At 57.4% G+C, this 12,977-nt stretch carries 13 protein-coding genes and 3 tRNA genes; 2 read left to right on the top strand and 14 right to left on the bottom strand.

Annotation, left to right across the window (positions count from 1 at the left end; genetic code table 11):
* Window positions 1-229: 229 nt before the first annotated feature.
* Window positions 230-433 (bottom strand): hypothetical protein, encoded by a 204-nt coding sequence (locus VLM75_12230; protein ID HSV97681.1) that lies wholly within the window; start codon window positions 431-433, stop codon window positions 230-232.
* A gap of 433 nt (window positions 434-866) precedes the next feature.
* Here VLM75_12230 and der point away from each other — a divergent pair, with 433 nt between their 5' ends.
* Complete coding sequence (gene der / locus VLM75_12225; protein HSV97680.1) at window positions 867-2,180, top strand: ribosome biogenesis GTPase Der; 1,314 nt, start codon at window positions 867-869, stop codon at window positions 2,178-2,180.
* Window positions 2,181-2,193: 13 nt separating this feature from the next.
* Here the strand turns inward: der and recR are convergent, their stop codons facing one another.
* From recR to VLM75_12185, 8 genes are all read right to left on the bottom strand, one after another.
* Window positions 2,194-2,790 (bottom strand): recombination mediator RecR, encoded by a 597-nt coding sequence (gene recR / locus VLM75_12220; GenBank protein HSV97679.1) that lies wholly within the window; start codon window positions 2,788-2,790, stop codon window positions 2,194-2,196.
* A gap of 9 nt (window positions 2,791-2,799) precedes the next feature.
* Window positions 2,800-3,123 carry a YbaB/EbfC family nucleoid-associated protein gene (locus VLM75_12215; protein ID HSV97678.1) on the bottom strand — a complete coding sequence of 108 codons (324 nt, stop codon included), beginning with the start codon at window positions 3,121-3,123 and terminating at the stop codon, window positions 2,800-2,802.
* Window positions 3,123-4,781 (bottom strand): DNA polymerase III subunit gamma/tau, encoded by a 1,659-nt coding sequence (gene dnaX, locus VLM75_12210; protein ID HSV97677.1) that lies wholly within the window; start codon window positions 4,779-4,781, stop codon window positions 3,123-3,125. The genes VLM75_12215 and dnaX overlap by 1 nt, the downstream gene beginning before the upstream one ends.
* An 87-nt stretch (window positions 4,782-4,868) precedes the next feature.
* Window positions 4,869-4,953: transfer RNA gene (locus VLM75_12205), tRNA-Ser, on the bottom strand.
* A 53-nt stretch (window positions 4,954-5,006) separates the two neighbouring features.
* A tRNA-Ser gene (locus tag VLM75_12200) sits at window positions 5,007-5,092 on the bottom strand.
* A gap of 72 nt (window positions 5,093-5,164) precedes the next feature.
* Window positions 5,165-5,812, bottom strand: coding sequence for an adenylate kinase (locus VLM75_12195; GenBank protein HSV97676.1), 648 nt, complete (start codon window positions 5,810-5,812; stop codon window positions 5,165-5,167).
* A gap of 157 nt (window positions 5,813-5,969) precedes the next feature.
* On the bottom strand, window positions 5,970-6,128 hold the full coding sequence (locus tag VLM75_12190; protein HSV97675.1) for a hypothetical protein: 159 nt from the start codon (window positions 6,126-6,128) through the stop codon (window positions 5,970-5,972).
* Between the two features lie 108 nt (window positions 6,129-6,236).
* Window positions 6,237-6,320 (bottom strand) — tRNA-Leu (locus tag VLM75_12185).
* A gap of 200 nt (window positions 6,321-6,520) precedes the next feature.
* Here VLM75_12185 and VLM75_12180 point away from each other — a divergent pair.
* The gene (locus VLM75_12180; protein HSV97674.1) at window positions 6,521-6,940 is read left to right on the top strand and encodes a hypothetical protein; all 420 of its coding nucleotides are present in this window, start codon (window positions 6,521-6,523) and stop codon (window positions 6,938-6,940) included.
* Here VLM75_12180 and pyk read toward each other — a convergent pair.
* From pyk to VLM75_12155, 5 genes are read right to left on the bottom strand one after another with little or no spacing between them, the layout of a single operon-like run.
* Window positions 6,902-8,014, bottom strand: coding sequence for a pyruvate kinase (gene pyk / locus VLM75_12175; GenBank protein ID HSV97673.1), 1,113 nt, complete (start codon window positions 8,012-8,014; stop codon window positions 6,902-6,904). The two genes, VLM75_12180 and pyk, sit on opposite strands and share 39 nt — an antisense overlap.
* A complete protein-coding gene (locus VLM75_12170) occupies window positions 8,011-8,943 on the bottom strand; it encodes a DUF4340 domain-containing protein (protein ID HSV97672.1) in 933 nt (310 codons plus the stop codon). The genes pyk and VLM75_12170 overlap by 4 nt, the downstream gene beginning before the upstream one ends.
* The gene (locus tag VLM75_12165; GenBank protein HSV97671.1) at window positions 8,936-11,032 is read right to left on the bottom strand and encodes a Gldg family protein; all 2,097 of its coding nucleotides are present in this window, start codon (window positions 11,030-11,032) and stop codon (window positions 8,936-8,938) included. The genes VLM75_12170 and VLM75_12165 overlap by 8 nt, the downstream gene beginning before the upstream one ends.
* 6 nt (window positions 11,033-11,038) lie before the next feature.
* Complete coding sequence (locus VLM75_12160; protein ID HSV97670.1) at window positions 11,039-11,749, bottom strand: ABC transporter permease; 711 nt, start codon at window positions 11,747-11,749, stop codon at window positions 11,039-11,041.
* Window positions 11,739-12,677 carry an ATP-binding cassette domain-containing protein gene (locus VLM75_12155; GenBank protein ID HSV97669.1) on the bottom strand — a complete coding sequence of 313 codons (939 nt, stop codon included), beginning with the start codon at window positions 12,675-12,677 and terminating at the stop codon, window positions 11,739-11,741. The genes VLM75_12160 and VLM75_12155 overlap by 11 nt, the downstream gene beginning before the upstream one ends.
* Window positions 12,678-12,977: the final 300 nt, after the last annotated feature.

Below are 12,977 nucleotides of genomic sequence, written 5' to 3'. Positions count from 1 at the left end.
CCGAGGCCGTTGTTCGCGCGCGGGCGCCTTCGCGAATTCCCGTAGCAACGGGCAGCGACCTCCCGGGAGAGGCCCGCTTTTCGAGATACGCCCCTGCATTATCTATCGAATTCCGCTGAAAAATACTTCACTCTATTTTAATGGACGTTTCCGCTCTAATGCGCCCAAAAACAATAAGGGGAGCCTCATTTCTCCCCTCGTTGGTTCTTCGTTTTCTTTCGGGTATGGTTTACTTTTTAACGGCTTTTTTCGCGGGCTTTTTCACTATCTTCTTTTTCTTCGCAGCGGCCTCGGCCTTCTTTGCCGCAACCAGATCCTTCTGTGCCTTGGCAAGAGCGGCCTTTTCCTTCTTCAGCTCGCCCTCGAGCTTCCTCGCCTTGATCGCCCTTCTCTTCCCTTCCGCCGTCAACTGCTTTACCGATTTACCTTTCATTTAATGCACCACCCCTTTGTATTTTTATCTCGGGGTCCAGAACCCCGAAGCACCCGCGAACGTCGTATCAATTAATTAACGAGGTCGGGCATCGCGAATGCATTTTCGAAAGTAGTGTAAACATATAATATTTTTTTGCAAGTAAAAAACTGTTTTATATAATAAATATTATTATAATCTTTTCAGTTTATATCACTTTCGTTTCTTCCGGTGTCGGCCCGGATGTCAACGATTTTGGCGTTAGTAAATATTTTTCCAAATCCCCGTATTCATTCCGCGTACGAATCGTTCGATCAATGGCGCGGCTGCCGTTTATGCATGGTCGGGGCACGGAGAGTGGCGCTGTCCCGCCGGGGCCAAATAAATTAATTTACTTGTAAGCGGCGAACTCTCCATTATCCTTGCCGGTGAACGGTGGAGAACAGTAAAAGCAATGGCAAAGCAGCTTCCAATCGTCACGATCATCGGCAGGCAGAACGTCGGCAAATCGACGCTCTTTAACGCGCTGATAAAACAGAAGAAGGCGATCGTCGACTCGATGCCGGGCCTCACGCGCGATATTCTATCGTACCGGGTCACCCATGCCGACGCCTCGTTCATGCTTTCCGACACGCCGGGACTGGACATAGAGAATTCGTCCCTGCTCTCCAAGGCGATACTCGACAACGCGAAAAATTTTCTTTCGCGCTCCACGGTGATCATCCTGCTCCTCGAGAACCCGGCCCCGGCGTCATTCGACATGGATCTGGCCGAAATCGTCCGCAAACTGAACATCCCGGTCATCATCGCCGTCAACAAGATGGACGGCCCTTCCAGTTTTCAAAACCTGCCGCACTTTTACGAGATGGGGTTTGATGATTTCCTGCCGATTTCCGCCCTGAACCGGGTCAATATCGGCCTTCTGCTGGATAAAATAATCGACCGGCTGCCCGTCAAGCGCCTCCATTCGGAGGAAGAAAAGCTCAAAATCGCCATAGTCGGGCGTCCGAACGCGGGCAAATCGACGCTTCTCAACGCTTTTATCGGCTACGAGCGCTCGATCGTATCGGATATCCCGGGCACCACGCGCGACGCCATCGACGAGGATTTCGTTTTTCACGGCCGCACAATCACCCTCATTGACACGGCCGGTATCCGAAAAAAGAGCCGCATCACCGAAAACGTCGACTTCTACTCCCTTCGGCGCGCCGTCGAGTCAATCCGCCGGTGCGACGTCGTGATCCACCTGATCGACGCCGCGGAGGGACTCACCGACACCGATAAAAAGATAGCCGACGAGATTATCGCCGCCCTCAAGCCCACCATAATCGCCGTAAACAAGTGGGATGCGATAGAAAAAGACCATAAAACCTTTGACGTCTATAAGGAACGCCTCATCTTTACGTTCTACCGCGCCGGCGATTTTCCGATTATTTCCATTTCGGCCCGCGAGAAACAGCGTATTCACCGCCTGGTGACCACGGCGGTCGACCTGAGTGAGCGGGCCTTGAAGCGGGTGGAAACGCCCAGGCTAAACCGAATAATGGAGGAAATCCAGCGCTCGCACCATATTCCGACGCTGGGAGGCAAACTTAAAATCTATTATCTCACTCAGACGGGGGTAAAACCGCCCCGGTTCAAGCTCTTCGTGAATAACCCGGAACACTTCCGCAAAGACCTCCTCCGCCACATAGAGAAGGCGCTCCAGCGCAAACTGGGCCTTACGGGCATACCCGTCGATATCTCGATTGAGGGGAAAAAACGCTGATCGCGGGCCGGTCCTACATCTCCACGCGCCCCGCAATCGACCTGGCAATCGTCATCGAATCGGCGTATTCGAGGTCGGCCCCCACCGGCAGCCCGTGCGCAATCCTCATAACCCGCAGGCCCAGCGGCTTGAGCAACCGCGCGAGATAGAGGCCGGTGGCATCGCCCTCGACCGTGGGATTGGTCGCGATAATGAGTTCGCGTACCGCGCCTCCAGTGCAGCGGTCGACAAGGCCGCGGACTGAAAGCTCGTCCGGGCCGATCCCGTCAAGCGGGGAGATGACCCCGCCCAGCACATGATACAGACCCCTGAACTCACCCGTTCTCTCAATCGTGAGCACATCGCGCGGATTTTCGACCACGCACATTACCGTTTGATCGCGCGTCGCGTCGGCGCAGACCGGGCAGAGCCCGCCCTCCGCTATGGCGCCGCAGGCCGTGCATGCGGTGATGGAGCGCTTGCATTCGACGATGGCCCGCGCCAGACCCGAGGCGTCCTCCGGGCTCGCCTTTATCAGGTGAAACGCGAGCCTCGAGGCGCTCTTGGGGCCTATGCCGGGAAGCCTCGACAGCTCGCGGATGAGCGCTTCAAGCGTACCGGGAAGGTTCACTCGCTTGTCCTACTTCAAAAAGTTTCCAAGGCCGGGGATGTTGAGCCCGCCGGTGAGCCTGGCCATTTCCTGGGCCGCATATTCTTTTGTTTTATCCACCGCGTCGTTGACGGCGAATATAATTTTTTTCTCGATGGCGCGCCTGTCGGCCGTCGCGAGCGCCGCCTCGTCGATCTTGAGGTCCACCAGTTTATATTCGCCGTTTATGGTGGCCTTTACCGTTCCGTCCGTGCTCTCGCCGGTGACCTCGTTCTTCTGCAGCTTCTTCTGGATGTTTTTAAACTCCTTCTGAAGCTTCATGATCTGGCCCATCTCCCCAAGTTCCTTCAGCATTACTCGTCTCCTTTATCGATAATCCGACCGTGAAACATATCTTTAACCTTCTCGACCACCGGGCTGACAACCGGCAACTCCTCCGGCTCGGGCCTCGAGAGCATCACCGCCTCGGGGGGCGGGATGTCCCCGGAGACCGGCGATTCGAGGTTTTCTTCCGTCGGGGCGTCCCGCGTTACGACTGCCACCGCGCCTCCCAGGCGTTTCGAGAGCTCGTCTTTTATGAACGTGATATCTTTGCTGTCAATAATCCTGCTGTGGAAACCGTTCTCGTCGCTTATGGGGAACGAGAGGACCAGACGCCCGTCCTCGAAGGAGGGCCGCGCCTGGTTCAGGCGCACGTGAAGGTATTGCCGTTGTTTTTCGAGCGAAGAGAGAAATGACGACCACTCATCACGCAATCTCGGGGCGATGACCGCGGACAATCCGTCCGGCGGCCGGGGGGATGCGGTTTCCGGCGCGCTCCTCGTCGCTTCTTGAGGCCGGGGTCGCTCGGGAGTTTTTTTTCCGGTCGGCGGGAGCGGACGGTCCCCTCCGATTTTCCTTAGAATTTCGGCGATGGAGGGCGCCGCCTTCGCCGAGGCCATATCGAGCAGCCCCATTTCGAGGCATATCCGCTCTCCCGCCTGGGCGCGCAGGTCGGCCTGTATCTCGACGCCGATCCTGAAAAGCACGCCGAGCTCCTCGTCATGGAATTTCGCCTCAAGCGCCTGAAGACCGGCGGTCTCCTCAGTCGAGAACCCCAGTATTTCCCGCACCACAACTCCGTTTTTGATGAGGCGTGCGCTTCGAATGACGTCCATGAGTCCCGCCACGTAGCGCGGGACATCCACACCGAGCGTCACGACCCGGTGAACCTCGTCCATAAGCGCCTTCCTGTCGCCTCCGGCGACGGCGCCCAGCACGTGCAGGTAGCTCGCAAGCGGTACGACACCGAGAAGCGCGAGCGCGTCGTCCTCGCCGACCGCGCCATCTGAAAACGAGAGCATCTGGTCGAGGAGCGACTGCGCGTCGCGCATCGAACCGTCGGCGGCGCGGGCGATCGAGTACAACGCCTTCTCGTCCACGTTGAAGCCCTCCGCCCCGACGATATGGGCCAGGTGCGCCACGATCGCGTCGATCGATATCTTCTTGAAATAATACTTCTGGCAGCGGGACAGGATGGTGTCGGGAACCCTGTGTATCTCGGTGGTCGCGAAGACGAATATCACGTGCGGCGGGGGTTCCTCCAGTGTCTTAAGCAGAGCGTTAAAGGCCTCGGTGGTAAGCATGTGGATTTCGTCGATGATGTAGACCTTGTATTTCGATTTGAGCGGCGCGAAGTTGACGTTTTCGCGGAGTTCGCGGATATTTTCGATTCCCCGGCTGGAGGCGCCGTCGATCTCGATGACGTCGAAGGCGATTCCCTCGCGGATCTCCCTGCAATTTTCGCATACGCCGCAGGGGCTGTCGGTGGGGCCCTCCTTGCAGTTGACGGCCTTTGCGAGTATGCGCGCCATGGTGGTCTTTCCGACGCCGCGCGGGCCCGCGAAGATGCAGGCGTGGGCGATCCGACCGTTTTTAATGCTGTTGCGGATGGTGCGCGACACATGCTCCTGGAAAACGACCGCGTCGAAATCCTGGGGCCGCCACTTTCTCGCGATTACCTGATATGACATTGTCTCTCTTCAGGAGTGTGGATATGAATGGTACCGAGCGGGGACGGCGCCATGCCAAACCCGCGCCTGTTATCCGCCGACGGAATTCGGAGAAGGAGGGATTCGAACCCTCGGTAGCTTGCGCTACACACGGTTTCCAACCGTGCTCCTTCGGCCACTCAGACACTTCTCCTTGCTTAAAGCGTCATTCCCCGCGCCGACGGTGCGTACATTCGGCGCGGTATTCGGAGAGAGAGGGATTCGAACCCTCGGAGGGGAAACCCCTCAACGGTTTTCGAGACCGCCCCATTCAACCGCTCTGGCATCTCTCCTTAAAATGGCGGTCATGCCGCCGGCACGTCGCTTTTTATTACGGATCGATGAAACGGCTCCGGGCCGCTTCCTCATTTCCCAAGCTTTTCGACCATCCGGTCGAAAAGGAGCCTGCTCTCGCTTCCCGCTACGGCGAGGAGAATGCCTTCTTTCTTATAGTAGCCGATGAGCGGCTCCGTTTTCTCGCCGTAAGTTTTCAACCGGGCGCGAACCACGTCCTCCTTTTCGTCATCCCGCTGCGCGAGGGCGCCTCCGCACTTGTCGCACACCCCCTCTTTCTTCGGGGCCTTGCCGTCCAGGTTGAAGATGGCCTGGCACGACGGATTGGTACAGGTGCGCCGTCCCGTAAGCCTTCGAATTATGACATCCTCGGGTACGTCGAGGTTGCAGACCGCGTCGAGCCTGAGGGAGAGCTTTTTCAACAGTCCTCCGAGGGCTTCGGCCTGGGGTATCGTCCGGGGAAACCCGTCGAGGATGAATCCCGGCGTACAATCCGCCTCCCGCAGCCGCTCCTCCATTATTCCCATGATCACCGCATCGGGAACCAGGTCACCGCTCTTCATATACGCCTCGGCCTGTTTGCCGACGGGGCTTCCGGCCGCGACGGCGCCGCGAAGGATATCTCCTGTCGATATCTGCACGATATTGTACTTTTCGACAAGCATCTCCGAGATTGTACCCTTTCCGCTCCCGGGGGCTCCAAGCAGTATCAGTCGCATTACATTCTCCACTGGATATGGATCGGATCGTATCGAGTAATCCCGTCCACAGGTTACCAAATAAAAATAGACTCCCTGACGAGTCTATGAAAGCGCTGGTGTGAACAGACTGTTAAACGGACTGAATTTATCAAGAATTTTTTCTATCGCATGCCGTTCAGCCGCCGTTGGTCCAGTTACATTGCGAACACCTCGCCTCCCGGTACTTGTAAAAATCGCCGCCCGATGTCCTCACAACCGCCGCCATTACAAGGGCCTCGCACCGGGGACAGTGTTTGGGTATGATCTCGAATTCTTCTTTTGACCGGTACTCCATGTCGCGCCCTCCTTTCGGAATTGCAGACTTCCCTCATCTACGGTATCGGCGTGAAGGCGGTTTTCGATGAAAATAAAAAAACCGCGGCGTCACCGCGGTTTCCGTTTGTGCCCAGGATGGGATTTGAACCCATACAGGAAATTCCCACATGGCCCTCAACCATGCGTGTCTACCAGATTCCACCACCTGGGCGGTCGTTCCACCGGCCGACAGGCTCGTACGCCTCCGGTAGGGAGTTACTAAAATCAAAGGGGGCACCGTGTCAACACAAAAAATTTATTTTTCTGGTGGACATCGCGCCTGAAGAACGGTAGTTTTTCGCGGCTGCCGGGCACATTAACCGGGACTGAACCGGCGCCTCAGAAGACGCGAATGGCGCACAGGGTGAACGCATGGCTGAGAAATGGCATGAACGCTTTGTAACGGTCCGCGAAAAAAACGGAGGCAACCTCGTGTCGGTAGCCGGGGCGTTCGCGATGCTCGTATCACTCGCCCTGCCATGGTATTACGTCGAATACCGTCTTTCGCACGCGGGCATCGGAGGCCTGCGCATCCTGCTCGAATTCATCTCGGGAAACGCCGTTTCCACCGTTCCGCCCGCGCTTGCCGCGGCGTTTCTGGGATTAAGCGCGCTGTACATCCTGGTTTCGGCCAGGGCCGAACGTACGCTTCCGCTTGTCGTCGCCGCCGCTATACTGGTCGCCGCCGCTACACTGAGTCTTCCCGTTCCTCCCGAACACTGGGGTCCCGGACTGTACTGCGCTGCGGCCGGGTTAATCGCCGCCGCTGCGGGAGCCCTCGCGAAGCGCTGAGAGGCCCCGCACCTCCCGTTTGCGTTCGCGATAGCGCCGGGTCCCCTCCACATACTCCGCGATCCGCCGCATCATCCTGACGCACTCCACGGGAAACTTACCCACCGATGTTTCACCCGAGAGCATCACCACATCGGTGCCGTCGTAGAGGGCGTTGGCGATATCGCTAACGTCGGCGCGGCTTGGACGTGCGTTCTCCATCATCGACTCGAGCATCTGTGTCGCGGTAATGACGGGCTTTCCGGCGAGCGCGCACTTCTCGATCATGACCTTCTGCATCTCCGGGAGCATCACCGGATCCATCTCGACGCCGAGATCACCCCGGGCTACCATGACCGCGTCGGTTTCGCTGAGGATTTTGTCGAAGTTGTTTACGCCTTCGGGATTTTCAATCTTGGAGATGATGCCGATTCCGGTGCCCGAAAGCCGCTCGCGCAATTCGCGAACGTCCTCGGCGTTGCGAGTAAATGAATCGGCGAGGAAGTCAATCCCATGGCTTACGGCGAACTCCAGGTCGGGAAAATCCTGCGGCATGGTATACGGATAGCCGACGACCGTATCGGGATGGTTGAGCCCCTTGCGCGAACGCAGCACGTCGCCGAAGAGCACCACGCACTCGATAACCCCCCTCGCCGTGCGCTCGACGCGCAGGCCGACATACCCGTCGTCGACAAAAAGGCGGTCCCCCGGCCTGACGAACTCGTCGAGATCTGAACAGGTTACGGGTATACCCTCCCTGAAATCGGCGACGGCCGGAAAGTCCGATCCAGCGCTCTTGGGTATATCGGTCCTCAGGACCACGCGATCACCGGATTTAATGGTATAGGGTTTCGGAATGTCGCCAAGGCGTATCTTCGGACCCTTAATATCATAGATGATATAGGCCTCGGGGCGCGCTTTACGCGATAGATCGATGGCCCTCGCGTGAAACGATGGATCCCCGTGAGAGCTGTTTATTCTCAGTCCCGATAGCCCCGCATCGTAGAGGGCGCCGATCAGCTCGATCGTCGCCGGCCCCACGGTGGCGAGGACCTCGGTTTCGGCGCGGTTTTCCGATTTTTGGCGTTTGATCATTTCCTCTCCTTAAGGTCTTTCGCCGTGACGAAGTAGCGTTCGGCCTTCCAACCGTCTACCGCGAAAACGTACGGGGATTCGGTTGATGTGCACAGGTATCGATTATCCCCGATTTTCGAGTAGAATGCAAGCTCAATAAGCTTGTCGGCGGTTTTAATCCGTACCGTACAGCGCGGCGCTCCAAGGGTCTTTTTGTCTATCGCGGGAAAGGCCGCCGCGGTGAAGGGCGCGAACGATCCCGCTATCTGGCCTACCCTGTTTGCATCTACCGGCGTAGCGCAAGAAACGCACTCCCAGTGGTCCTCTTCCGGTGCATCCGCCTTCTTATCAGCCCGTGCCGCTTCAGGCGCGGCCCTCCTTGCGAGCGTGATACTCGAAGCGCCGTAGCGGATCTCGATGGAGTTGATGGCGCTTTTCGTCTCGGAAAAGATATCCCTGTTCCTCAATTCGTCGAGCGATTTGCCGAATTCATCCGACAGCGCCCCCGTGGCCAGATAGACGCCCGGATGGCCGGAGAGTCTCACATAGGTATGCCTGAACGTACTGCTCTTCTTGCCGATGAATACATGCCGGACAAGCTTCCCGCCCGAACGCAGTGATACCTCGATCGCACGATCGTCGCCGAGATCGTAGCGCTCGTAGTGCTCCCGGGATGATATCAGATCGGTCAGGACGAGGTTTTTCATCCTTTCCTCGAGCCCCGCGACAACCTGCGCGTCTGCGGGATAGGCGGCCTCTCCGATCAGCCAGGTTCCGTCCGAGCGGAAAAGCCGGATCGTTTCACCAGATTTCCTCAATACTATCTCCTCGGTCTCGCCGCTCCACGACTCCTGCCGCGGGAGGTCCGCTCCCTTTTCGCGCGTTAAAACGAGGAGTACGACCGCAAGTACCGCTATCAGGGCGAGGCTCGCGAGTATCTTTCTATTCACCGGGCACCTCCGTCGCAAATTCCGCCATTATGCGTTTTCTTCGCGTCGATCGGCGCTTCCACACGACAAGACCGGCCCCCACTACCAAAAGCGGCAAAAGGACGATGTTAAAGACCTTAAGCGCGAGCTTCGTGCCGTCGCTTGAGTCCCTGAGGGGATTGAGTTCGAGGCCTTTGCTCCGCATTTCCGGTATATCATCATTACCGCTCAGGAAATCGATCATGTTGTGCACCAGCACCGCGTTGGGCGTCTTTCCTTCCTTGTCGATCACCGAGGGGGTGGTTATCTCCGAGGTCCCCACCACGATGATCCTGGCCGGCTTCACCGTCCGCCTGACGATCGTGTCGGTGGCCACCGGGCCCGTCGCCGCCCCGCCCTTCGGCGCCGGAGCTTCCCGCTCGGCAAAATAGCTCGCGAAATCACCGGCAAATACCGCGGCCAGCACATGCTTCCCCATCTGGGACGCGTTGGGCGGCGCCATGGACCAGGGCATAAAGCTTATCCTCTCCTTCATAAGCCAGCTGCGGTCGGAGGACGATACCAGCGCCTCCGGACGGGTTCCGGATCGGCCCTCCGCGGCGAGGGACAGCGAGGATGATTTAAGAAACACTATTTTTTTCAAATATTTTGTTATTACGTATTTTTCACTAAGACCTTCCGAGCCGATCATGGGGGCGAAATACAGGCTCTGTTCTCCCATGCCGCTCAGATTTGCCTGGTAGCATTTTTCGTCGAGCACGATATCCCGGTTCACCGTAATGCCATAATGCTCGAGGAGCTTCTCGATCCCGGTCATCACCGGAAGCACGACGGGCTCACGCATGAACATGTTCTGGCCCTCGCTTTGTATTTCAGCGAAGGAGTCGACGAAGAAAAGCGCCGACCGGCCCTTCATTAAGAACTGATCAATCTTGAAAAGCTCCTCGTCCGCATACCTGCTCCGCGGTCCGTTTATCACGATGGTCCGGACATCCGCGGGGATGTCCTCCTTCGAGAGGTCAATGGTCTTTAGCTCGTACATATCGGCCACCAGTTCGCGGAAGGTCGCCGCTCCGTCGCGCTGGTTGTGCATGTCCCGCTCGCCATGGCCGGTGATATAACCCACGCGCGGGTTTATGCTGATCAGGTTGTCGAGAGCGCCGTTGATGCGCGACTCGAGGTCTTCCAGCCCCCCGACCGCGTACTGGCCTAAAACGGTGCGCGCCAGTATCTGCACCGTCTCGAACCTGCCGTCATGTTCCAGTACGATTCCGAGCATGCCATCGCCCGGGACGACCGGGCGTCCGTCCATACCGGCGAAGGCCGGCCATTTAAGCCGCGGCAAACCGTATGTGTCGGCGAGGTCGAGCGCCGCACGGTCGGCAAGCGGATCCACGTGGCGATACTCGAGCTTACCGTAATTGCGGGCATTCGTCTTCTGGACGACGGCGCGCACTTTTTCGGCGAGGTTCTGCATTCCCGGGATGGGAAGGTTGGACGATGCGTACAGTGTTACCATTACGGGCCTGTCGAGCTTGAGCAGCGAATCGATTTTACCGTTCATCTTCCGCATGAGCGTGGTGATTCGATATTCAACGCCCTCGGGTTCGGTGATGGATGGAATGGTCTCGATAAGATCACCGTGCACCACGGCGATGCCCATGTAGGCGTTGCGCGCCGAAACCCGGTCGTTCTTGATTTCGCGTATCTGGACGGGATGCACGCCGAAATCGGCCGCCGCGTCCTTGTTCTTTTCCACATCGACGAACTCGTAGCGGAAATTACGGTTTCCCCGCTGGGAGTACTCCTCGAGCAGGTCCGCAAGATACCGGGATACGGCATTATATGGCGCCGGCAGATCATTCGAGAAGAACACCTTGATCGTGAGCGGCTCTTCAAGCGAGGATACTGTCTTTTCGCTGACCCGTGAGAGCGAATACGCGTTATTCGCGGTCAGGTCCACGCGAAAATAAAGGAAAAGCCCGACCAGGTTGGCAAGCACGATTATAACGATGCTGAACAGCCACTGGTTGCGCTCGTCGGCCGCCTCGATGACGGTCGCGCGGAGGCGCTCTTTCAATCCTTTGAAGTCGATGGATGGTCGTTTCATTGTCGGCTATCTCCTTTCCTCGAGCAATCTCACCGTCCCGATAAACGCGATGGCCGCCACCGAAAGGAAATAAAGGATATCCCTCGAGTCGATTATCCCGCGGGAGAAGTTCCTGAAATGAAAATCGGCGCCGATGTATTCGACCGCGTTTAATAAGGGCGAAGGCAGAAAGAACAGAAACTTATCCGCCAGGGTCATGACCAGGCAGATGATGAGACCGATAATGAACGCCACGATCTGGTTTTTTGTAAGCGATGACGCAAAGACGCCGATGGCGGAAAACGCAAGCCCCAGAAGAAGCGCCCCGAGATACCCTCCGATGACCGGTCCGGGGTCGAGCGAACCGACCAGAGCCGCCGAAAATGCATAAAAGAGTGTGGGCGCCAGCATGATCGCGACGAATGCGGCGCCGGCAAGAAGCTTTCCGAGGACCACGTCGCGCGCGGAGACCGGAAGCGTCATGAGTATCTCGAACGAACCCGAATGCTTTTCCTCCGAGAAGAGCCGCATGGTTACCGCCGGCACGACGAAGGAGAGAACAAGCGGCAGGAGCTGAAAAAATCCCCGGAGCTCGGCCTGGTTGTACAGAAAGAACGTGGAAAAGAAGAACCATCCGGTTATCACCAGGAATACCGTTATAACGATATAGGCGATCGGCGTGGTGAAATAGCCGGACAACTCCTTCTTCATTATTTGGACCGACTCTTTATAGTTCATCGTCCCCTCTCCTTGTAAGCCTGCGGAATACGTGTTCGAGCGTTTCATGCTCGGTTGCCATCTCGTACAGCTCCCACCCGGCGTCGCGCACCGCCGCGAAGACGAGCGGCCTGATATCGACTCCTCCCTCCCCTCGCACGGTCGCGGCGGAAAGTCCCTCGGTGTCGTCGAGCGGCTCAACCGACCGGACCCCCCGAAGCGCGCCGAACGTGGTCGCAAGATCGCCGAAACCGGCCCCCTTTGCCCGGACCGAAAGGCGCATCGCGCCGCCGGCGGTCGACTTTAGCTCGGCCGTGCGGGAATCGGCGATAATGCTTCCATGATCGATGATGATGACGCGGTCGCAGGTGGCCTCCACCTCGGAGAGGATATGCGTGGACAGGATCACCGTCTTTCTCTTTCCGATCTCCTTGATGAGTCTGCGGATTTCGACGATCTGGTTGGGATCAAGGCCGCTGGTGGGCTCGTCGAGGATCAGGATCTCCGGATCATGAATCATGGCGTGCGCAAGGCCAACACGCTGGCGGTACCCTTTCGAAAGCTCGCCGATGTTCTTGTGCATCACCTCGTCGATGCCGCACATCGCCGAAATCTCGCGAAGCCTTCCTCCGCCATCGATGCCGTGGAGCCGGCCGATGTAGTCGAGATAATCATAGACCATCATATCGGCGTACAGCGGAGCCGACTCCGGGAGGTAGCCGATAATTCGTTTTACCTCCAGCGGGTTCTCGTCGACCATATGGTCTCCCACACTTATTCTCCCGCCGTCGGGAGCGAGATAGCAGGTGAGCATGCGCAGTGTCGTTGTTTTGCCGGCGCCATTGGGCCCCAAAAGCCCGGTAATCTCACCCCTGCGGATGACGAATGAAATATCGTTCACCGCGCAAAAGTCCCCGTAATATTTGCTTACATTATTCACGCTGATCATGAGCGTTTCACAACCCTCCTTGTCCGAATCTCGGGATATGCCGGTGTTTTAGCGGCGACAGGCGCGCTAACCGGCGGACCTGACATAGTGAATAGGTACTCCGTACCGCCGCCGATGTTACAGAACGACACACCCCCTCTTGCTGGACCGGCCTTAAGTGAAAGACAAGTATTTTTTACCGGAGCGAATAAGCGCCCGATCATCACCGGGCGCCGGTGGATCGCCGTGATGTACCTGCATACCGGCACGAAATTATAAATTCAATAACTTTTATGGAGCGGCAAATTATTAGCGCGACGG

This window comes from Spirochaetota bacterium (genome assembly GCA_035477215.1).
Lineage (GTDB): Bacteria > Spirochaetota > UBA4802 > UBA4802 > UBA5368 > MVZN01.
The sequence above is the reverse complement of the archived record's forward strand: the minus strand, read 5'-3'. Positions and strand labels throughout refer to the sequence as shown.

Coding starts and splice junctions, on each gene's coding strand:
- VLM75_12215 (HSV97678.1), bottom strand. CDS start 3,123: ATGCTGAAGGAACTTGGGGAGATGGGCCAGATCATGAAGCTTCAGAAG.
- pyk (HSV97673.1), bottom strand. CDS start 8,014: ATGATCAAACGCCAAAAATCGGAAAACCGCGCCGAAACCGAGGTCCTC.
- VLM75_12165 (HSV97671.1), bottom strand. CDS start 11,032: ATGAAACGACCATCCATCGACTTCAAAGGATTGAAAGAGCGCCTCCGC.
- VLM75_12180 (HSV97674.1), top strand. CDS start 6,521: ATGGCTGAGAAATGGCATGAACGCTTTGTAACGGTCCGCGAAAAAAAC.
- VLM75_12195 (HSV97676.1), bottom strand. CDS start 5,812: ATGCGACTGATACTGCTTGGAGCCCCCGGGAGCGGAAAGGGTACAATC.
- dnaX (HSV97677.1), bottom strand. CDS start 4,781: ATGTCATATCAGGTAATCGCGAGAAAGTGGCGGCCCCAGGATTTCGAC.
- VLM75_12155 (HSV97669.1), bottom strand. CDS start 12,677: ATGATCAGCGTGAATAATGTAAGCAAATATTACGGGGACTTTTGCGCG.
- VLM75_12190 (HSV97675.1), bottom strand. CDS start 6,128: ATGGAGTACCGGTCAAAAGAAGAATTCGAGATCATACCCAAACACTGT.
- VLM75_12230 (HSV97681.1), bottom strand. CDS start 433: ATGAAAGGTAAATCGGTAAAGCAGTTGACGGCGGAAGGGAAGAGAAGG.
- der (HSV97680.1), top strand. CDS start 867: ATGGCAAAGCAGCTTCCAATCGTCACGATCATCGGCAGGCAGAACGTC.
- VLM75_12160 (HSV97670.1), bottom strand. CDS start 11,749: ATGAACTATAAAGAGTCGGTCCAAATAATGAAGAAGGAGTTGTCCGGC.